Annotated in this window: 20 protein-coding genes, 2 pseudogenes and 1 riboswitch; of the genes and pseudogenes, 3 read left to right on the top strand and 19 right to left on the bottom strand. The window is 41.8% G+C overall.

Annotation, left to right across the window (positions count from 1 at the left end; genetic code table 11):
* Window positions 1–695 precede the first annotated feature (695 nt).
* Window positions 696–1,808 (bottom strand): IS110 family transposase, encoded by a 1,113-nt coding sequence (locus QF028_RS13560; RefSeq protein WP_429465059.1) that lies wholly within the window; start codon window positions 1,806–1,808, stop codon window positions 696–698.
* A gap of 363 nt (window positions 1,809–2,171) precedes the next feature.
* Here QF028_RS13560 and QF028_RS13565 point away from each other — a divergent pair.
* Window positions 2,172–2,558, top strand: a pseudogene (locus tag QF028_RS13565) (group II intron maturase-specific domain-containing protein); the annotation flags it as partial.
* A 120-nt stretch (window positions 2,559–2,678) separates the two neighbouring features.
* On the opposite strand, the gene QF028_RS13570 reads toward QF028_RS13565, so the two are convergent.
* Window positions 2,679–3,122, bottom strand: a complete 444-nt coding sequence (locus tag QF028_RS13570) for a carboxymuconolactone decarboxylase family protein (RefSeq protein ID WP_429466157.1) — start codon at window positions 3,120–3,122, stop codon at window positions 2,679–2,681.
* A gap of 255 nt (window positions 3,123–3,377) precedes the next feature.
* Between QF028_RS13570 and QF028_RS13575 the strand changes: the two are divergent.
* Window positions 3,378–3,683 (top strand): annotated as a pseudogene (locus QF028_RS13575) (IS110 family transposase); the annotation flags it as partial.
* A 243-nt stretch (window positions 3,684–3,926) separates the two neighbouring features.
* On the top strand, window positions 3,927–4,418 hold the full coding sequence (locus tag QF028_RS13580) for an RrF2 family transcriptional regulator (RefSeq protein ID WP_429466159.1): 492 nt from the start codon (window positions 3,927–3,929) through the stop codon (window positions 4,416–4,418).
* 190 nt (window positions 4,419–4,608) lie between these two features.
* Here the strand turns inward: QF028_RS13580 and QF028_RS13585 are convergent, their stop codons facing one another.
* The 17 genes from QF028_RS13585 to QF028_RS13665 all read right to left on the bottom strand — a co-directional run bounded on the left by QF028_RS13585 (window position 4,609) and on the right by QF028_RS13665 (window position 19,864).
* Window positions 4,609–5,025 (bottom strand): VOC family protein, encoded by a 417-nt coding sequence (locus tag QF028_RS13585; RefSeq protein WP_429466161.1) that lies wholly within the window; start codon window positions 5,023–5,025, stop codon window positions 4,609–4,611.
* Window positions 5,026–5,292: 267 nt separating this feature from the next.
* A complete protein-coding gene (locus QF028_RS13590) occupies window positions 5,293–6,060 on the bottom strand; it encodes a TatD family hydrolase (RefSeq protein ID WP_429466163.1) in 768 nt (255 codons plus the stop codon).
* Complete coding sequence (locus tag QF028_RS13595) at window positions 6,057–6,797, bottom strand: ABC transporter ATP-binding protein (RefSeq protein WP_429466165.1); 741 nt, start codon at window positions 6,795–6,797, stop codon at window positions 6,057–6,059. Before QF028_RS13595 ends, QF028_RS13590 begins: the two co-directional genes overlap by 4 nt.
* The gene (locus QF028_RS13600; RefSeq protein ID WP_429466167.1) at window positions 6,797–7,561 is read right to left on the bottom strand and encodes an ABC transporter permease; all 765 of its coding nucleotides are present in this window, start codon (window positions 7,559–7,561) and stop codon (window positions 6,797–6,799) included. Before QF028_RS13600 ends, QF028_RS13595 begins: the two co-directional genes overlap by 1 nt.
* Window positions 7,558–7,851: a thiamine-binding protein gene (locus tag QF028_RS13605; protein ID WP_429466169.1), complete on the bottom strand. Its 294-nt coding sequence runs from the start codon at window positions 7,849–7,851 to the stop codon at window positions 7,558–7,560. Before QF028_RS13605 ends, QF028_RS13600 begins: the two co-directional genes overlap by 4 nt.
* 13 nt (window positions 7,852–7,864) lie before the next feature.
* Window positions 7,865–8,860: an ABC transporter substrate-binding protein gene (locus tag QF028_RS13610; protein WP_429466171.1), complete on the bottom strand. Its 996-nt coding sequence runs from the start codon at window positions 8,858–8,860 to the stop codon at window positions 7,865–7,867.
* 147 nt (window positions 8,861–9,007) lie between these two features.
* Window positions 9,008–9,117, bottom strand: a riboswitch (TPP riboswitch).
* A gap of 318 nt (window positions 9,118–9,435) precedes the next feature.
* Window positions 9,436–10,839, bottom strand: a complete 1,404-nt coding sequence (gene eat, locus QF028_RS13615; protein ID WP_429466173.1) for an ethanolamine permease — start codon at window positions 10,837–10,839, stop codon at window positions 9,436–9,438.
* Window positions 10,840–10,977: 138 nt separating this feature from the next.
* Window positions 10,978–11,922, bottom strand: coding sequence for a malate dehydrogenase (gene mdh / locus QF028_RS13620; protein ID WP_429466175.1), 945 nt, complete (start codon window positions 11,920–11,922; stop codon window positions 10,978–10,980).
* A gap of 25 nt (window positions 11,923–11,947) precedes the next feature.
* The gene (locus QF028_RS13625) at window positions 11,948–12,301 is read right to left on the bottom strand and encodes a BMC domain-containing protein (protein WP_429466177.1); all 354 of its coding nucleotides are present in this window, start codon (window positions 12,299–12,301) and stop codon (window positions 11,948–11,950) included.
* A gap of 3 nt (window positions 12,302–12,304) precedes the next feature.
* Complete coding sequence (locus QF028_RS13630; protein ID WP_168243714.1) at window positions 12,305–12,580, bottom strand: EutN/CcmL family microcompartment protein; 276 nt, start codon at window positions 12,578–12,580, stop codon at window positions 12,305–12,307.
* Between the two features lie 17 nt (window positions 12,581–12,597).
* Complete coding sequence (pduL, locus tag QF028_RS13635) at window positions 12,598–13,452, bottom strand: phosphate propanoyltransferase (RefSeq protein ID WP_429466180.1); 855 nt, start codon at window positions 13,450–13,452, stop codon at window positions 12,598–12,600.
* A gap of 19 nt (window positions 13,453–13,471) precedes the next feature.
* Entirely contained in the window at window positions 13,472–13,765 is a 294-nt protein-coding gene (locus QF028_RS13640; protein ID WP_144555092.1) for a BMC domain-containing protein, read from the bottom strand.
* Between the two features lie 15 nt (window positions 13,766–13,780).
* Entirely contained in the window at window positions 13,781–15,304 is a 1,524-nt protein-coding gene (locus QF028_RS13645; protein ID WP_429466182.1) for an aldehyde dehydrogenase family protein, read from the bottom strand.
* Between the two features lie 79 nt (window positions 15,305–15,383).
* Window positions 15,384–16,037, bottom strand: a complete 654-nt coding sequence (eutL, locus tag QF028_RS13650) for an ethanolamine utilization microcompartment protein EutL (protein WP_429466184.1) — start codon at window positions 16,035–16,037, stop codon at window positions 15,384–15,386.
* A gap of 15 nt (window positions 16,038–16,052) precedes the next feature.
* The gene (eutC, locus tag QF028_RS13655; protein WP_429466186.1) at window positions 16,053–17,024 is read right to left on the bottom strand and encodes an ethanolamine ammonia-lyase subunit EutC; all 972 of its coding nucleotides are present in this window, start codon (window positions 17,022–17,024) and stop codon (window positions 16,053–16,055) included.
* Window positions 17,025–17,036: 12 nt separating this feature from the next.
* Window positions 17,037–18,401 carry an ethanolamine ammonia-lyase subunit EutB gene (locus QF028_RS13660; RefSeq protein WP_429466188.1) on the bottom strand — a complete coding sequence of 455 codons (1,365 nt, stop codon included), beginning with the start codon at window positions 18,399–18,401 and terminating at the stop codon, window positions 17,037–17,039.
* A gap of 17 nt (window positions 18,402–18,418) precedes the next feature.
* Window positions 18,419–19,864 carry an ethanolamine ammonia-lyase reactivating factor EutA gene (locus tag QF028_RS13665; RefSeq protein WP_429466190.1) on the bottom strand — a complete coding sequence of 482 codons (1,446 nt, stop codon included), beginning with the start codon at window positions 19,862–19,864 and terminating at the stop codon, window positions 18,419–18,421.
* Window positions 19,865–19,882: the final 18 nt, after the last annotated feature.

Below are 19,882 nucleotides of genomic sequence, written 5' to 3' on the forward strand. Positions count from 1 at the left end.
ATTTTTGTTTTTTACTAGATAAAGTGTTTTGCTCAACGGTTTTATCGTAATATTCCTCCATTAGATGGTAGGTTGTATCAAAAAGAGCTTAGAAATTAAAAAACTGTGTTAAACCTGTCTGTTGATTTCCACTCCAGGTGCCTCGCTTACCGCGGGCGTGCCGGTGAGCCTCCTGATATGAACGAAACTGTCAAGGCCCCCACTCTAAATTAGTATTTGTATTATTTTTGGGCAATTTTAAGAAGAGAAGCTAATTTTGGCTTCTTTTCATTGTTGTCTTATTAGCCTTCTGGCTAGATTATCTCCTTCTTTAGCTTACCAACCTATTCTCATCTCTTAGAATGGCTGTCAAGTGCTCTCCTTGACTGCCATTCTAAGAGATGAGACACTATTTTAAGCTAAAGAAGAAATGATCACATGTCCGCTCCTTATTTATTTGAATAGATGTTAAGAACACGGCACGAAAGCAAAAATCTCTACTGCGGTTAGCATTCTGATATTCGTGGGTTTTCACATTTTATCTTTCCGTTTAAAGGACTTTTCCACTAACTCGGCGCGTGCGTTAACCCTTATAAGGTATAGCACAGAGGAGGCACGTGGATTTTCCTTTCCGGTATTACTCTTTGCCTTCGAGCCCTATTCTCATCTTCTATTTTTAAATCAATATAAAAGCATTTTATTTTCAATATTTACAATCAAATTTTGGAAGTATCATTTATCTCTTGCGTAATAGCCCAAATAAAACCTGCCAACTCTCTTGCTACTGCAGTGATTGCTTTACCACCTGTTTTTCCTCTGGATAGTAGTTGAAAATATCTTTTATGAAGCCTATTTTGAGCTTTCCAGGATATACCTTGAACTATTGGAGATAAGCCGTCTTGCCGTCTCTTTAATTCACCTTTAACTGAAGGTTGATATCGATAACTCCAAGCAGACTCAATTAATAGACGGCGAACATGGCGATTTCCAGTTTTAGTAATTTCTCCTTGTCTCCTTTTCTCACCACTAGAGGATTCGCTCGGTACTAAACCAACATAAGCCATAAATTGTTTCGGGGTTGGAAAACGTTTAAAAGAACCAATTTCTGCGACAAGACTAGTCGCAGTTATAAGCGCAACACCTCTTAATGCTTGTAAGGCTTGAATCATTGGAGCATGAACACCTTCGGCTGCTTGTAATTTTATTTCCTCTTCGAGTCTTAGAATTCGTTGTTCTAACTCTTTTAATTGATGATAATATTCCTGAAAAACCACTCGTAAAGATGAGTTTTCAAATTTTAATACATTTAGCCATTCACGATACTTTTTAGTCCATTTATTAACTCCAGCTGGTGGGTGAAGATTATTACGTAATAAAAATTTAGATAAACGATGCTTAGCTCTTAGTTCATCTTCTTTTGCGTCTTCACGTGCTCTTACTAAATCACGGAGAGCTTCATCTTCCGTATCAGGAACATAAATAGGTGTTAATTCACCTGCTCGATATAACTGAGCAAGTCGGATAGAATCCCTACGATCTGTCTTGATACGCTCACCTGGTCTTTTAGGTATTAAGGATGGAGCTATCACATCGCAATGAACTCCCAAAGTAAGTAATAGTCTAAATAGTGGGTACCCAGTTGGACCTGCTTCATAACACACTCGAAGAGTGTTAGGTTCTCCAAGTTTTTTTATTAATTTCCTAATTGCTTCAGGTGTATGAGGAATCATTCCAAAGTATCTAGGCTCTCCGCGGCCCTCTTCAGCAATAGCTACAGCAATTTTTTCCTTTGATACGTCTAAACCTACAAATTTTATGGCATCCTGCATAATGACTAGCTCCTTTCGTAATGTAGCTCTAATTTGGTTTTTTGTTTTTCAACATTAAACATTCTTACCAAATTAACCTACGAATTTACGAGTAAGGAGCTAGTTTCGTTCATGATAACTCGGCGCTTTAGCGCCTGCGGGGTCTCACCTGCCCCGTGCTCCCGCAGGAGTCTTCGCGCCTTCAGCTCCAATCAACAGAATAGCAAAATCAACAATACCGTTTAACACAGCCAAAAAAATAAATACATAAGTAAATAATTATTCATTCAGCATACTAATTTTGTAATTTAACTTCTATCACGAAAAGAGGGATCTTTATATGACCGTTGGAAAACAAGTACAACAAGCATTGGCTGGATTAAAAGGTCGAAAATACGGGAACTAACTTCACGTTCAAAATCCATCCCAATGGAAACAAGAATTGAGAAACTAAATCAATACCTAACGGGGTGGTGTGGTTACTTTGCTTTAGCGGATACACCAAGTAAGTTTAAAGAATTTGATGAGTGGATAAGAAGAAGACTCCGTATGATTGAATGGAAACAATGGAAAACACCCAAAACAAGAGTGAGAAAACTCATAGGTCTGGGAGTATCACCAAACAAGGCTTACGAATGGGGAAACTACAGAAAGAAATACTGGAGAATAGCAAGTAGTCCGATTCTACACAAAACCCTCGATAACTCTTTTTGGAGTAACCGAGTGTTGAAAAGTCTATATCACAGATATGAATTTTTACGTCAAACTTAGTTGAACCGCCGTATACCGAACGGTACGTATGGTGGTGTGAGAGGTCGGGGGTTAGTCACCCCCTCCTACTCGATTACAATCTATCTGAGATCTATATTCTAAAATGTTCGTTGATTGTAATTATTTTTCAGTTGCAGTATTCCCCATTGCAATAGAAATTCTATTCCAACTGTTAATTTGATTAATTATTAAAACAAGGTCAACATACTGTTTTTCGTCATAGTGTTTACGCACTCGTTGATAAAGCTCATTTGGCACACGTTTTGTCGGGATTAATGTCACGTACTCTGTCAACTCTAAAGCTACTTTTTCTGCTTCTGTGTAGAATTCACACTCTTCCCAAGCACTAACACAATATATTCTTTGTTCTGTTTCACCCATTTTCCGAGCATCTGCTGTGTGCATATTCAAACAATATGCACAGCCGTTAATTTGAGAAGCACGAATTTTAATCAGATCACGAAGTTTACGTTCTATACCTGTAGTTTTCGTATACTTTTCCATTTCCATCATTATTTTAAGTGCCTCAGGTGCTACATTGTTATAATCAATTCGTTGTTCCAATTTAATTACCTCCCTAAAAAAGTTTATTCAATAAATAATTGAACTAAAGATTTAAACAACAATTATAGACAGTATTAATCGTCGATTAATATTGTCTATAATATATTATTTGTTTTATTATGTCAACCCTCTTATAATTTGATAATTGAAACAACATCCACGAAATTCCATTTAGATTAACTTAATAAAGATCCAACCATAATAAAATTAGAGAAATAACAAAGGCGAGATGATCTTAATAAAGACAATAGCAAGAAACCACCTATCGCCCTAGAAGAAACAGGACATTATCAATCCTCTGTTGTTCAATACTTGGAGGACCGTGGATATTTATTGATAATCATTAATCCTTTAATTTCTTATCAGGTTAAAAGTTCATGTCTTAGGAAAGTAAAGACAGATGCGGTCGATGCTTACCATCTCTGCACAAAGAGGAATTAGAGACGTAGAGGAATTAAACTTTTAAACCTTCGGAATCTTACAAAACAGCACGAGAATATAACGGGGGTATTGGTCCAGACAAAGCTTGAATTTCAAGCAATTCTGGAACAGGTTATCCCGAATAGTTACATTTTTTTCCTGACTACGTGCGTTAATGTTAAAGTGTTTTATTCATTTGGATTTCTTCTTTATAATGAATTTTATATTATGAATTGGAGACTGATTTAATCGTTGATTGAATATATCTCTAATAGAAAGACTATAATTATTTTTGTGAATGAATATGATTTACATTGACTAACACTCTAAATACTCCTAAGATACAATGTGATAACCCTTAAAATCAAAAGCAGGTGAGTTTATATGCAGTATAGTGTCGGAGTTGAATATGCGTTGCATTGTCTGGTTTATTTAATTGATGTTCCTCCCAATGAAAGTATTGGAATTAAGGATTTGGCAGAATTCCAAGGACTTTCTGAAACCTTTCTTTCAAAAGTTTTCGGTAAATTATCTAAGGCTGGAATTGTAAATTCTGTCCCTGGTGTAAAGGGAGGATATAGGTTATCGAAATCCCCAGAAGATATTTCCTTTTGGGATGTGGTTGAAGCAGTTGAAGGTCCTAAGCCTATTTTTCAATGTAAAAATATAAAAGATAATGGTTATTTGTATAGAGAAAACTGCTGTTCAGCTCCTTCCTCTTGCACCATCAATTTAGTTATGCTCTCTGCGGAAGAAAAAATGCGTGAATACTTACGTAGTAAAACACTTTCATGGTTAAATAAAGAGCTTGATCGTGTCTTACCTAATCAAATACGTGAAGATACTCAGAAATATTTCTCGAAGAGCAACTTATAAAAAAACCTCTCGTGAATTTCCTTAATTAAAAGGAATTTAGAGAGGTTTTGTCTTAGTTCAAGGTAAACTTATCTTTCAATTGTGTATTATTACTTCGTGAAGCCCTTTTCACTTTTCACTTTTCACATTTCTTGTGCTTTTTGTCTCGAGTTTAGTAGTTGAATACCTAGCAGTTGGGGTAAGCTGAGGGTCACGCTTTTCTGATCGAGCTCAGAACCTCCAAATAGTGCTGATTGTACATAATACCCAGGATGTTCCCAAAGGGATCGACCACGGAAGCAGTGATGAACCCCTCGCCACGCTCTGTGGGTGCCTCGTACTCTTTCGCTCCCATTGAAAGCAGCTTCTTGAAAATTGCTGTTACATTGTCAACGTGCCAGTACACTACAGCACCTGCCGGGCCGGTCGTTAAACCATCAGGCGCGTAACGGCTATCGATCAGGCCCAGCTCGTGTCGGTAGTCGCCGAGTCGAAACTCAGCATAACCTGGACGTTCGAAGTATGGTTCGATCCCCAATATCTCGGTGTACCACTTCTTTGCAGCTGCTAGGTCATCCGTCCAAAAACTGACTGTAGCGAGTCCTCGTAATGTCTTTGTTTCGCTCATAATTGTTCCTCCTTAATGTTGAGTAGTACATCCAGATGGTAAACAAAATAACATCTTCTGCTTAACTTCGATTTACTTACAAATAACCCCTTCTCTTATTCAAGAAAAAGCTAAGAAGTAAACCCCTTAGATAAGAAGTTATTTCGGAGGAACCCCCCATTGATGGACCGTCTATTGCTAGAACATGCATGTTACTCTAGTGCGGAAATCAGGGAAGATAAAAAACTTTTACAAATAAAGAAAGCTGCCAATGTTTGATCGGCAGCTTCAAGATGTTAATTGATAAAACCCTTTTGTGTTTTGATGTAAGACATCTGAAACTTCCGCAGCGGAAAGCTTCTTAAGCAGTGCAATTTTTCTTATGGACTCCTCCATCATATTCGGATGGGTCATTTTCCCCGCAAATGGACCTTCAAATGGCCAAGGTCCATCTGTTTCAACCATCATGAGCTCGAGAGGATAGACATTGACAAGCTGCTGGATTTCTTGTTCATACACCACATCCGGGGTAATAGAAATATGGTAGCCGTTTCGTATCATTCGGTCTATTGTTTTCTGATCCCCTTTAAACCAATGAAAATGCGCTTTGGAAACAGAATATTTTTCGAGAAGGTCACAAACGAGAGGCGCATCATCGTAAACAGCATGAAGAACAATCGGTTTGTCCCATATTTTCGCCTTACTTATAAAAGCTTCTATTACTTCAAGATAAGGAGCAATCGAAATCCCCTGCTCTTGCCTTAAGTAGTATGGCAGCCCCACCTCTCCTACAGCAATCATTTCATCACGGTGGTCGTCCATCCAATTTAGCAGCACGTTCAGCTCGTTTTCAGAAGGCAATGTTTGTTCTGGATGGTAGCCAAATGCAGGTTTTACCTTTTGATATTTTTGTGAGAGCAAAAGGTTTCTTTTACTGGAATCCAAATGAAAGGATACAGAAATCAAGGCTTCGATATGGGCAGAATCCAATACAATCCTTTTGATTTCCTCATCCTGATAGCGATCCAAATGTATATGAGCGTCGATCATGTTCATTTGATTTCACCTACTAATTGGTAATATACATCCCTTTTCCGGTGAATAAAGCTTTCATCTAGTAGAATACCTTCGTGCCGCGGCCTTTCAAATGGAACCTCTATGTTTGAAACGACCTTTGCTTGCTTACCAGACAGCATCATCACTCGATCGGATAGAAACAGTGCTTCCTCAATATGATGAGTAATAAAAAGAATAGTCCTTCGATGTGATTCCCACATTTCCAATAACCATTTCTGCATTTCAAACCGGGTTAGCTCATCTAATGCTGAAAAAGGCTCATCAAGACAGATCACCTCTTGCGGGCTCAATAAGGCACGGATAAAAGCAGCCCGCTGCTTCATTCCTCCAGATAGCATGTGAGGATAGGCGTTTTCATAATCAGAGAGTCCTGCAATCGCCAGCATTTCTCGTGCTGCTTTTACCTCTTTTTTTCCCTGAAGTTCTTGGCCAAGAAGGACATTTTCAAGTATCGTCCTCCACGGGAAAAGAGAAGAAGTTTGAGGCATATAGCTAATAAAACCACGCTTTCCATTAACGCACTGGTTGTCTAATAGGATCTCCCCTTCATCTGGTGAAAGAATTCCTCCTATTAAATTGAAAATGGTGCTTTTCCCACTACCTGAAGGGCCAATAATAGAAACAAATTCATCTTTATTAATGGAAAAATCAAGGCCATTCAGTACTTCATTTTGCCCGAAACGTTTCGAAACGTTTTGAAAACGAAGATAGCTCATTATTTCTCATCCCCTTTCAGCTGCCAGCGAACCACTCTTCGCTCCATAAAAACGATTAAAAAGAAAAATAAGAGGCTTAAGAACATGATGGTAAAAATGGCAACGAACACCCGGTCCGTTCGAAAAGACGACGATGCGAATGTCATAAAGACACCAATCCCCTGCTTAGCACCAAGCCATTCAGAAATAACGGCACCCATTACACTATACGTGGCAGAAACCTTAAAGCCTGAAAAAATCGAGGGCAACGAAAACGGCAGCTCCAATTTCCAAAAAAGCTGTGTTTTGGATGCACCTGCCATCCTCATATAATGCTTCAACTCTGAAGGGGTTTGGCTAAATCCATCCAAGGCGGCCACTGTAATGGGAAAGAAACAAACAAGGGTGATGACAATCATTTTGGGCAATAAGCCAAACCCAAACCAAATCACCAACAGTGGAGCCAGAACGATAATGGGAACATTTTGTGATAAAATCAACAATGGATAGAAGGAATCCCTTAAAACAGGTACAAGATGGAATAAAACGGCGACTGCCAGTCCAATGAATGCTCCAACTACAAATCCAAATAATGAAATTTTAACCGTTGAAAACACATCTGGATAAAAATCACGCCAACCGGCAATGGCCTCTGTGAAAATCTTTGATGGCGGCGGAAGAAGCCATTCCGGCACTTCTGATATTTTAACGACAATCTCCCAAATGACAAACAAAAGGAGGAGAACCAAAATCGGTCTCCACCCTTTTACAAGATTCTTCCTCATGATCGATATTTCTCCGTTAAGTCATCCATGGAAATGCCTGTTGGCTGATAAAGGATTTTCACTTGAGAAATGACATTTTTGCTTCCCATTTCAATCATTCGTTCATTCATTTTTGAAATCACAGTAAATAATTCGTGCAGTTCGCCTTCCATGGTTGTTTCTAACGGGTGTACCTCATATTTCACACCAGATTCAGCAATGACTTTAATGGCTGAATCAACGTATGGAATGACGTCTTCTCCATCCTTTGTTTTCGGTATGATTTGAATGCTGATTAATGAATTCGCCATGTTTTTCTACCCCCTAGTGTTTTGGTAAAAATTCATTTGTAAATGCTTTTTTCGCATCTAATTTCTTGTCAAGAAGCTTATTATCATACATCCATTGGGCATAATTTTCCCAAACCTCTTGCTTTTGAATTCCCCATTCCTTTGCATCATCCTGATATTTTGGAGACAACCATTCTTGACTCTTCTTTACAAGCTTTGGATCTAAATCCGGTGCTGCTTTAATCAGGATATCTGCAGCTTGATCAGGGTTTTTAATGGCAAATTCATACCCCTTGGCAGCGGCATTTACGAACGCCTTAACCGTTTCAGGGTCCTCTTTGATCATTTTCTCGTTTGTTTCTAAAACAGGTGTATAGTAGTCCAGTTTGTCAGAGTAATCTGTTAAGTAAACCATATTAATTTTTTCATTACGAAGCTCTGCTTCTACACCAGTCCACCCATAGTAAATCCAAGCGAAATCGATGTCTCGTTTCACAGCCGTAAAAAAGTCCGTATCCCCCATGTTCACGATTTTCACCTTATTGGCATCGGCGTTTTCCTTTTTCATGAGAGAAGTGATGACAGATTTTTCGACTGGCGAGCCCCATCCACCATATGTTTTTCCTTGAAAATCTTTCGGAGATTGAATCTGTTTGCCAGCTGGTGAAGCGAATCCTGATGTATTGTGTTGAATCACTGCAGCGATCGATACGAGCGGTACCCCTTGAATACGTGCCTGGGTAATCGCTTCTTGGTAGCCAACACCAAACTGCGCCTTGCCAGAAGCTACAAGTTGGTCAGCACCGGTCTCACCCGGCATGATAATATCCACATCCAAGCCTTCTTTTTTAAAGAATCCTTTTTCTTTTGCTACATATAATCCAGTATGATTGGTATTTGGCGTCCAATCCAGTACAATCGAGACCTTTTTAAGCGGCTGTTTTTTTTCTTTTGCGTTTTCTGTTTCTTTTTTGCTGCTGCATCCAGTCACTAAAAGGACTGAAAGGACTAGTACTAGCCATTTCTTCATGTAGAATCCCCCATATGTAAAAATAATATCTAAAGTGAAACAAAATAAATTGGCTGAAACCTCAGTGTTGGTTAGAAGGCAAAAACTTGCTTAAACAAAATAAAGCACCCAGGCAAAGAAACCTGAGTGCATATCAGCAAACAATTAATTGTTTAAGAATATGTTCCCTCCGCCGGTATCAACCAGATCAGGTTCCAAGGGTCATCGTCTCACGGACTAAATCTCAACCGGCATCACCGGTTCCCCCACATTACATCGTATTCCACTTCATATCCTACTATTATATCAGTCAAGGCAGACAAAGCCAACTGCTTTTATCTATTAATGCTTGTTAACAAATACTTCCTATCATGAAACATCCAGTTCTCATCTTCTGTTGGCACGTAAACAGAGGTTAATTCACCTGCACGAAATAACTTTGCTAGTTAACCTACGGTGTTACGAGTAAGGAGCTAGTTTCGTTCATGATAACTTATACGAACAGGGGCATTATTTGAGGACCGTCTGTATCCAATCCATTCAACGAATACAAAAAAGATGCCCCACCCCAATGGAACATCTTTTTCTATTGAACGTTATCCTATTTTCTCATCTGTCCCTGTTTCTCCAGAAGTCACATCCTCAATTAAAACAAACTCCTCCGACATTGGACGAAGATTCTTGGATCCTACTAAGAAATAGTAGACAATCGCCACACCAAAAATCGTCAGAATCACACCCGCCAAAGGCAGCTCCACTCCAAACAAAGGAAGAGTTGTCGTTAACACGCTGTATTTTACCACGCAGAAGAAAGAGAAAACACCCAATACTAATGCAATCGCCGGTACCACAGGATAGCTCACCTTAAATGGTCTTTCCAAATTCGGCTCCTTTTTCCGCAGCACAAACAACGAAACCATACTTAAGCAGTACATCGTAATCGCACCAAAAACGGATAGGATAATCAACGCATTAGCAAAGTTTGCTGAGCCTGCTGCGATCACTCCAATCGCTCCAGGAACAATCAAGCCCCAATGCGGCACCCCGCGTTTCGAAAGATTAGACAAAAACTTAGGCAGGTATCCTGCACGAGCCAGGGCAAACGTTTGACGGGAATAACCAATAATAATACCGTGCAAGCTGGCAATTAAACCAAATAAACCGATAATGGCAACTGATTTTGGAATAAAGCTGCCTTCTCCATAAATACTTTCCAATGCCTGTGGAAGTGGATAATCCGCCGGTTTACCGTTACCGCCGCCAAGTCCTGCCGTTACGACTAAGGTTAAAATCGTTGCCACACCAAGCGTTAAAATTCCGGAAATAAAGCCTTTTGGAATATCCTTCTTCGGGTCGCGCACCTCTTCTGCTGCCATCGCTCCCCCTTCAATCGCAAGGAAGAACCAAATGGCAAATGGAATCGCTGCCAAAACACCGGACCAGCCATGACTAAAAGCCATATCATTAAATATATTGGATGATTGAACATGAGGTAAACCGGCCACATAATAAATCGCGAGACCGATCAGTGCCAATACCGTTGCCACTAACTCAATGATAGCGGCACCTTTTACGCCGATGAGGTTGACCAAAATAAATAAAATAAACATTCCGACCGTTGCATAAACGGGATTAATACTTGGGATTAAGAAATTGATATACGCTCCAACAGAAACCGCAATCGCTGGAGGGGCAAATACGAATTCCAGTAAACAGGCTAAACCGGTTATAAAGCCCATAAACGGCCCCATTGCCTTTCGGGCGTAGGCAGACGGTCCGCCGGCATGAGGGATGGAAGTTGAAAGCTCTGAATAACTAAAAATAAAGGTCGTATAAAAGACAATAATAATCAGTGCGGCAATGCCGAGGCCAATGGTGCCGCCTGATTCAAAACCATAGTTCCAGCCAAAATATTGGCCGGATATGACCATCCCTACAGCAATACCCCAGAGATGAATTGGTTTAAGCGCTTTTTGTAAATGGTTGTTTCCCTGCTCCATAAACCCTTCCCCTTTCAAAGTAAATCTCCTGGAAATATAAAAGTAAAACCATATCCCATACACGACTATTTCCAAAACTAGGTGCTACTAGTTTAATATAGAATTGTAGAAGGATTCACAGGATATATTATCCAAATATTATCGTGTCTTCAAAACCGACATAACATTCCGAACAGATTGGGCTGATTGATCAAGGGCTGTTTTTTCTTCAGGGGTTAACGCAATTTCTATTACCGTTTCAATCCCATCGCCGCCAAGGATCGTTGGAACCCCTAGATATAAATCCTGATAGCCATATTCCCCTTCCAGATAGGCAATACATGGCAAGATTCGTTTTTTGTCTTTTAATATGGCTTCAGCCATTTGGACCATCGAGGCTGCCGGGGCGTAGTAGGCACTGCCTTGACCTAGCAAACTGACAATCTCGCCGCCGCCTTTACGCGTTCTTTCCACAATCGCTTCAATTCGGTGAGGCGGGAGAATTTTATCAAGCGGGATTCCGCCGGCATAAGAGAATCGAACCAATGGGACCATATCATCACCATGCCCGCCAAGGACAAAACCTGAAATATCTTCCACTGACACATTCAATTCCTGTGCAACAAAAGTGTTGAAACGCGCAGTATCTAAGACTCCGGACTGACCGATAATCCTATTTTTAGGAAACCCTGTTGTTTTATAGCAAACATGGGTCATCGCATCAACAGGATTACTTAAAACGATAATGTAGCTATTCGGCGCATATTTTTTAATATTTTCAGAGACTTGCTCGATAATTTTTGCATTGGTCGAAACCAAATCATCCCGGCTCATCCCTGGTTTCCGCGGCAGTCCTGCAGTGATTAACACCAAATCAGCATCCTGTATATCCGCATAATCTGAGGTACCCGTTATATTTGCATTAAAGCCTTGGACAGGGCTTGCTTCCAGCATATCCAGTGCCTTCCCTTTGGTTGGATCGTTTTGAGACGGGATATCAACCAGAATGACATCTCCTAATTCTTTTTGCGCAATCATCAGCGCCGCTGTTGCACCAGTAAATCCTGCACCAATCACTGCAATTTTTTTACGTTTGAAAACCATGTTTCTTCCTCCATTCTTTTTAAAATTATTCTGTTTGTGCTGGAGGCTCATCTTGTTTTGCTCTTTGACCTTTTTTTGCAGGTTTTGGTTTCTCCTCGCCCTTTTTCGGCGTCTGTGCCAACATTTGCCCTACTCCCTCATCCGGACGCGGGATCACATGCGCGGTTACCAGCACCCCGACACTTTGAGCAGCATACTTGCCAGCATCGACCGCCGCCTGGACAGCCCCGACATCTCCTTCTACTAAAATCGAAACGAGTCCGGCGTCCACTTTTTCTTTTTTAACTAAACGTACATCCGCTGCTTTAACCATTGCATCTGCGGCAACGATCGAGGCAATCAGCCCTCTAGTTTCAATCATTCCTAAGGCTTTTGACATCACTTACGCACCTCCTTCAACATCAATAGAATCGATAATTCCGATAATGACAGCATCAATCGGCATTCTATGATCACCGATAATATTTGCTGCCGCACTTCCCGTTGTGACCATCACTTTATCTCCGACTCCGGCACCAATCCGATCCACCGCAATAAACGGTGAAAGGATAGGCGCCCCGGATGGAAGCTCCGGCTGGACAAATAAATATTTTAATCCTGTTAGATTCTCTTCCTTCCTTGTCGCCCATACATTTCCTATCACCGTTCCAACTAACAAAAAATCATCCCCTTAAACTAATCCATAACCTGGATGCTTTTTTTCAACTCTCTTGCTGCATCTCGTGCCAATGGTGTCACAATTGTGCCTTTCCGAACCGATATCATTTCGTACTGACATGCCTGCACATCTCTTTTGGTTAAGAGATTTTTTTGAAAATGAACTTCTTTTGGTTTGTTTTGTTCAGGTGATACCTGATTTGTCACAGACTGGGGTTTTACTAAAGGCTCCCCATCCTTAACAAAGAAACCAGCCTGACCGCTTGTAATGAACCCGGCATTAGCTTCATCGGTATCAATATGCATCTCAAGCTGATATCTCGGTGAAACCCTTATAAGTACTTTTTCAAACGAAACCGGGCGTTCCCCTTCTGTTCGGATTCGTACATACTCGCCGTTTTCAACGCCAAAATAAGCGGCATCCTCAGGGTTCATATGAATATGAGCCTGGGCAATGATCAGTCCTTCATTTTTGAAAATACTTCCTTTGGGCCCTGCCAGAGTAATCGGTGCAGAACCAGCAATATTGCCCGATTCCCTTAGCGGCGGGTTCAACCCAAGCTTTACTGCATCTGTTCTGCTGACTTCCACTTGTGTTAAAGAACGGGCCGGACCGAGGATTCGCACTTTTTCAATGCTTCCTCTTGGTCCGACAATGACCACCGTTTCATTAGCTGCAAATTGACCGGGCTGAGACAAGTCCGCTTTTTTCGTTAACTCATACCCTTTGCCAAAAAGCGTTTCTAAATCAGCTTGACTTAAGTGGCAATGGCGTGCAGAGACAGCCAACGGGATTGTATTGGGTCTGAAGTCCTTTTTTAACAATTGCTGAATCACTTCTTCAACAACCGTTCGAATAGATTGTTCATTCATCGAATTGGCTCCTTACTTCTTACACTTCCACTTCTAATTTAGGTAAAATGCTCTCCAATTCGTTGTGCGGACGTGGGATGACATGAACAGATAATAGTTCACCAACACGTTCTGCTGCTGCCGCACCTGCTTCAGTTGCCGCTTTAACCGCACCTACATCTCCGCGGACAAGAACCGTTACAAGCCCGCCGCCAACATGTACTTTACCGACTAAATGTACGTTTGCTGCCTTTACCATTGCATCTGCTGCTTCTACGGATGCTACCAAACCTTTTGTTTCCACCATTCCTAATGCTGTTAATTCTCTAGCCATTGTAAATTCCTCCTATTAATTCATTTGATATTTTTTTAATACTTGATTTACCAATTCAGAAATGACCTGCGAATCTAGCTGGCCCGATACATTCACATTGCTTAAAACCTGATTCACAATCTCGTCTACATGGTTACTGGCACCCCATTGTGGAGCAGGACTTTTGCTGGATGGTTTTGGAACGTTAACCTCTTTTGTTCCATAGGCCATTCTTTTGATATTGATTAAATGGCGGGCCGTTAGATTGTCTGAAGTAATATTACCGCCAAATGATCCACAGCCAAGTGTCAGCGATGGCATCAATTCCGTTGTGGCTCCAACCGCACCAATGGAAGAAAGAGTATTCACCATCAGTCGTGATACTGGCATGAATAGCGCAAATTCACGGGCTACATTGTCATCATTGGTGTGAAGGGATAAGCTATGTCCCATCCCGCCTAAATTTAAGATTTTCACACACAGCTCTTTTGCACTTTCATAGCTTTCAGCTGTATAAATCGGAAAGATCGGCGACAATTTTTCAATGGAAAAAGGAACGTCCTTCCCTATCCGCGTTTCTTCCGCAATTAAAATCGTTGTGTCGGCTGGAACGGAAATACCCGCCAATTCCGCAATCTTGACAGCACTTTGACCAACAATTGCCGGATTCAGCTTTCCTGGCAATGGTGAAATCACCTTTTCTAAAAGTGATTTCTCCTGCTCATTTAAGAAATAGGCACCATTATTTTTAAGCTCCCTTACGGCCATTTCTTTGACATTATGGTCAACCACAATGGCTTGTTCCGTTGCACAAATCGTGCCGTTATCAAACGTTTTGCTTTGAACAATCATTTTGACCGCTTTTTCGATATTGGCGGTTTTTTCGATATAGACGGGCACGTTTCCAGGACCGACACCATATGCAGGCTTACCTGAACTGTAGGCAGCACGGACTAAATCTTTTCCGCCAGTTGCTAAAATCAAATTAATATCACGATGGTGCATTAATTCAGTGGTTGCTGCCATTGTTGGTTTTGAGATCCAGCCAATAATTCCGTCCGGCGCTCCCGCATCAACGGCTGCCTCCAAACAAATCTTTAAAGCGGCGACTGAGCATTTCACTGCCCGTGGGTGCGGACTAAATACGATTCCATTTCTTGTTTTTAGGGCGATTAATGCTTTAAAAATCGCACTCGAAGTTGGATTTGTCGTTGGAATGATCCCGGCAATCACCCCAAAAGGTGAGGCGACTTCGACTATTTTCTTTGTACGGTCCTCGTTAATAATTCCAACTGTCTTCTCGTTTTTAATAGATTCATAGACAGCATTTGAACCGACGTCATTTTTCATTTTTTTATGTTCGACTACACCCATTCCGGTTTCTTCGACCGCCATCTGGGCTAATTCAAGTGATTTGGCAGCAGCCGCTTCGGCTGCCCGTTTCACAATTTTGTCGACTTGTTCTTGGGAAAACGCCAAGTACTTTTGCTGTGCTTCTTTAGCTTTCTGAACTGCATCCCGCATTTCCTGAATGGATTGTAAATCTAAATCAAATGGCAACAGGGACACTCCTTTCTCTCTTGTTTTTTGTGTAAAAAATTACACGTATGCAGCATTATCCGCCTATTAAATAGGAATCTTAATACTGTCGTGGATTTCTCGCAATTTCGATAATCACAGCACGAAAAGCATCCGCTGCCGCCTGGCATGCCGATTGCGACCCGGTCAATAGCCCACCTCCAAAGTTTGTTTCCGAAGGCGGTCCAAAAAACTTAACCAGCTCTACATCAGCAGCCTTTAACGCCGCATCCATTCCATACACCGCCTCAAGCGGCGGAGCAATCAAATAGGCTAGTGCTTCTCCTTGATTAATCCCTGCCTCAGCTGATAGATAAGAACCGGTTCTTGCCACGACATGGGCATACAATGCATGGCTTTTTTCCTCATTGATTGCCTCAAAATACGCTTCATTTTCTGCGGTTTGAATCACCGCATCCATCCCGCTTTTTACTTCATCTGGACTTGGACCGGCCAACACGCCGATCATTTCCCCAGACAATGGCCCTGATGTATGCGCGGAACCTGCGTAGAAGGACTTTGCATAGACAACATCAACATCTGCGCGTTTCGTTGCTTCATCAAGAGCTGTATAGCCGACATCGTCAATCGTTGAGGTAAAAATCGCTAAACTCCGTTGATGGGGTTTTAACTGAAACTGAGCTGCTAAGGCAGGGTCAACGTTTGGAATAATCCGAACAGCCAAGATATTTGCATGAATTCGTTCTAATGCCATTTATTAACCCTCCCCTTATTGCTCTTTTTGTACCAGCGAAACACCGCTAGCTTCATATTTTAATATTTTTTGCACGATCGTTCCGATATAGGCGCCGGCCTCCACCGGTGGAATGCCGCCTTTATGAATATTGGAGATGACCATCCGGTCGGCCTCAATGGTGCCGTGGCGTGGTTCGTAGCAGAGATACGCACTTAACGATTCCGCACTCACGAGACCTGGACGTTCACCAATCAAGTAAATAATCACTTTCGGTTTTAGGATCTCCCCAACATCATCCATTGCCGCCACCCGGCCTTTTTCGATAAAAAATGGTGTTCCGACATCGAGCCCTAAGCTTTGAAGCGATTGATTAAGAGATAAATAGACATCCTCTAAATTTTCCTCGACCGCTTTCGAACTTAAGCCGTCAGAAACAATAATTTGAACCGTCGGAGACTTTTTACATTTTTGATCAATTAATTGTTTTGCCTCATCAGAGAGCTTTCGGCCGAAGTCAGGACGGCGGACATAGACCTCTTTGTCGGTAACCTTCGTGTTAACTTTTAATAAGGATAAGCTTTCAAGTATTTTCGGATCGACATCACCATAAACGGCATCGACTGCTGCCGCATGGTCAAAGCGAAACTTCAGCCAAGTGTCCGTTTTGGGCCTTAATCCCGCACGGCCGACGCCAATTCTTGCCGGTGTTTTGCTAATTAAAAGATCCAGCTCTTCCTTATTAATCGGATTTTCAAGTCCTACAGGCGGCTTTGGTTCAAGAAGTATTTCTTTTTCATGGGCTGACACCGTGCAGCCCGGACTTTGATTACACTCTGTTTCAACATGATTCGTCCGGTGGCTCCAAAATTTCACTTCCACTTTTGCCGATGTATCATCGTTCGTCTTTTTCTTAACTTCTTCCACCGCCGCACCGCCAGCAGCGGTCCTCGTCTGCAATTTTTCAACCACCATTTTCGTGATTTGTTCCACTAACTCAGGATTCACTCCTTACACCTCCTATCGCGAAAAAATCGTCGGGTCACCTGCATATTTACTTAATTTCCCGTTTTCAAAAATCCCCATTTTCTCCAGCCATGCTTCAAATGATGGTGCCGGCCGTTTATTCAGCGTCTGTCTTAATGTCGCAACATCGTGATAACTTAAGCTCTGGTAATTGAGCATACAATCATCACCCATTGGCGCAGCGATAATAAAATTCACCCCTGCCGCGGAAAGCAGCACGCCAAGATCTTCAATGTCATTCTGGTCTGCTTTAATATGGTTCGTATAGCAAATATCAACGCCCATTGGAATGCCATGCATTTTTCCCATAAAATGATCTTCAAGACCGGCTCGAATCACTTGTTTGTTGTTGTACAAGTACTCTGGTCCGATAAAGCCGACTACCGTATTGACAATATACGGGTCATAGTAGCGGGCAAAGCCATAATTCCGGGATTCCATTGTCAATTGGTCGATATCATAATGAGCTTCGGCGGATAATTCCGAGCCTTGACCTGTCTCAAAATACAAACGTTGTGGACCAGTTCCTGTACCGTATACTTTCGCCATTTCATTGGCTTCCTCCAAGAGGGAAGCGGTAATCCCGAAAGAACGATTCGCCGCTTCGGTTCCGGCAATACTCTGGAAAATCATATCTGCCGGCGCCCCCTGCTGGACCGCTTTCATTTGAGCTGTCACATGGGCAAGCACACAGTTTTGCGTTGGAATTTCCCATTTTTGAATAAAGTCATGTGTCGCATGCAATAACCGTTTTACACTTTCACAGGAGTCATCTACCGGGTTTATTCCAATTACTGCATCTCCAATCCCATACGCAAGCCCTTCTTTCATTGAGGCCATCATCCCGTCGACATTATCCGTCGGATGGTTTGGCTGCAGCCTAGAGGCTAACACTCCTTTTTGACCAATCGTAATATTGCATTTGGATAAAACTTCAATTTTATTGGCGGCATGGACTAAATCGAGGTTGGACATGATCTTTGCCACCGCTGCAATCATTTCACTATTCAGACCTCGGCTGAGGCGTTTCAAGTCTTCACCGGTAGTTGAATCGTTCAGGATATACTCGCGAAGTTCCGAAACAGACCAATTTTTAATCGATTGATAGATGGGTTCGTTGATCTGACCCTCGATAATCCTTGAAACCTCATCCTCTTCAGGAGATAGCATGGGATTTTCCCTAATATCTTGTAGTGTTAAATAGCTCAACACTTGTTTTGCTGCGATTCTTTCCTGAACGGTCTCAGCAGCGATCCCTGCTAAGCGGTCGCCGGATTTTTCTTCATTTGCTTTCGCAAATAAATCCTTTAGTGAGGAAAATTGATAGACGGTACCTAAATAGGTGGACTTTAATCTCATAAGAATGCCCCCTTTCGTCATTTCTGGAATGTTAATGTTTTTATGATGACAGGAACAACATCGGTTTCGAGCACTTGGCCTATATCCAAATAGTCCCCATTTTCAACTTTAATTTGATCAATACAAATGACGGATTGCACCGGAGCCTTCCGCTTAAGTGTTTGCCCAAGAACTTTTGCATAATCCCGGTCAAGCACAAGGACCAATGGCTGAGCTTGATTCGGTTTTTGTTTCATTGCTTTGAGGATGGATTCAGCAAATTCATCGATTTCACGGAATTTTAAGTAAGGCAATTCTGAAAAATAAACCGCAAAATTCTGTCCCTCACGCTGTGGGTCATAGAGATCGAGTGCTTCCTCAATCCGCTTGGATAATTGGTTTATTTCCGTTTTAAAATCACCCTCGAATCGAATCTGGTAAACCGGCAAGTTTTTCATCGGCAATTTACGATGATCAACTTCAATGGTTGCGCCGCTGATTTCAGTCGTTTGCATTCCGGCGCCCAGCACTGTGGCCCGAACCGTTTCCTGCGGCTTTACCCAAGTCCATTGAGCAAGACTTGAGCTTTCCTTTAAGGAGGCGGCTAACATCAACCCGATATCATCGTATTTGGCCGACTGTACGATTCCGGTCTCATGCTGATAAATGCATTCACTTATCCCGCCTGAGAACATAATCGCCTCAATATCTTCCACCCAGTTAGGTTCATGCCCTAGCAGCAAAGTTAGATCCTCGTTTGTGAGTGCCTTTTTTAACATCCGCGCAATGACATCTGCCATAAAATCGGTTACTTGTTTTATCGCTGATGGATTTTGGGTTTGCCCCTCCACCATCCTAGAATCCCATTGTCGCAGTAAATTTTTAACAGGCGGAGAAATACTCTGGATTTTATTATCGTTACATTCAATTAATCTGCCGCCTACATGAAGCGTACAGGTTCCACAAAGTCTGCCAGATTTATAAACGGCCACATTGGCTGTACCCCCGCCGATATCGATATTGGCGATAACCTTCCTCGTATCTTTCGAATATTCATAGGCGCCCGATCCCTTAGCGGCAATAATTCCTTCTAAGTCAGGACCAGCTGTTGCAACTAGAAACTCCCCAGCCTGGTCAGACAGCTGATGCAGCATTACTTCTGCATTTGACTTTGTGGCTGTTTCACCCGTAATGATCACTGCTCCCGTTCGAATATCCTTTGGCTCAATACCTGCTTTCTGATATTCCTTTCTGACAAAGTCTTCAATTTTTTCAATATCAATGGTGGTTGGTGAAAGCAGCGGTGTCCGGTAAATCGGGCTGCGATGGATGACCTGTTTGTCAATGATTTCAATTCGCGGCACATGTGCCCCGCCAGCCATATTCATTAACGTGAACCGGCTGATTACCAGCTTTGTTGTACTTGTGCCTATATCGATTCCCGCACTGATCATTTCTTCTTTTTGCGGGCCTTTGAACTTCATCTCAACTCCCCCAACAAA

Source organism: Neobacillus sp. B4I6 (assembly GCF_050434045.1).
GTDB lineage: Bacteria > Bacillota > Bacilli > Bacillales > Cytobacillaceae > Neobacillus.

What these genes read in the sequence shown, in the direction of transcription:
- eat (WP_429466173.1), bottom strand. Translation starts at nt 10,839, where the DNA reads ATGGAGCAGGGAAACAACCATTTACAAAAAGCGCTTAAACCAATTCAT.
- QF028_RS13560 (WP_429465059.1), bottom strand. Translation starts at nt 1,808, where the DNA reads ATGCAGGATGCCATAAAATTTGTAGGTTTAGACGTATCAAAGGAAAAA.
- QF028_RS13640 (WP_144555092.1), bottom strand. Translation starts at nt 13,765, where the DNA reads ATGGCTAGAGAATTAACAGCATTAGGAATGGTGGAAACAAAAGGTTTG.
- QF028_RS13605 (WP_429466169.1), bottom strand. Translation starts at nt 7,851, where the DNA reads ATGGCGAATTCATTAATCAGCATTCAAATCATACCGAAAACAAAGGAT.
- QF028_RS13660 (WP_429466188.1), bottom strand. Translation starts at nt 18,401, where the DNA reads ATGAGATTAAAGTCCACCTATTTAGGTACCGTCTATCAATTTTCCTCA.
- eutL (WP_429466184.1), bottom strand. Translation starts at nt 16,037, where the DNA reads ATGGCATTAGAACGAATTCATGCAAATATCTTGGCTGTTCGGATTATT.
- QF028_RS13625 (WP_429466177.1), bottom strand. Translation starts at nt 12,301, where the DNA reads ATGTCAAAAGCCTTAGGAATGATTGAAACTAGAGGGCTGATTGCCTCG.
- QF028_RS13585 (WP_429466161.1), bottom strand. Translation starts at nt 5,025, where the DNA reads ATGAGCGAAACAAAGACATTACGAGGACTCGCTACAGTCAGTTTTTGG.
- QF028_RS13610 (WP_429466171.1), bottom strand. Translation starts at nt 8,860, where the DNA reads ATGAAGAAATGGCTAGTACTAGTCCTTTCAGTCCTTTTAGTGACTGGA.
- QF028_RS13590 (WP_429466163.1), bottom strand. Translation starts at nt 6,060, where the DNA reads ATGAACATGATCGACGCTCATATACATTTGGATCGCTATCAGGATGAG.
- QF028_RS13595 (WP_429466165.1), bottom strand. Translation starts at nt 6,797, where the DNA reads ATGAGCTATCTTCGTTTTCAAAACGTTTCGAAACGTTTCGGGCAAAAT.
- QF028_RS13580 (WP_429466159.1), top strand. Translation starts at nt 3,927, where the DNA reads ATGCAGTATAGTGTCGGAGTTGAATATGCGTTGCATTGTCTGGTTTAT.
- mdh (WP_429466175.1), bottom strand. Translation starts at nt 11,922, where the DNA reads ATGGTTTTCAAACGTAAAAAAATTGCAGTGATTGGTGCAGGATTTACT.
- QF028_RS13665 (WP_429466190.1), bottom strand. Translation starts at nt 19,864, where the DNA reads ATGAAGTTCAAAGGCCCGCAAAAAGAAGAAATGATCAGTGCGGGAATC.
- QF028_RS13600 (WP_429466167.1), bottom strand. Translation starts at nt 7,561, where the DNA reads ATGAGGAAGAATCTTGTAAAAGGGTGGAGACCGATTTTGGTTCTCCTC.
- pduL (WP_429466180.1), bottom strand. Translation starts at nt 13,452, where the DNA reads ATGAATGAACAATCTATTCGAACGGTTGTTGAAGAAGTGATTCAGCAA.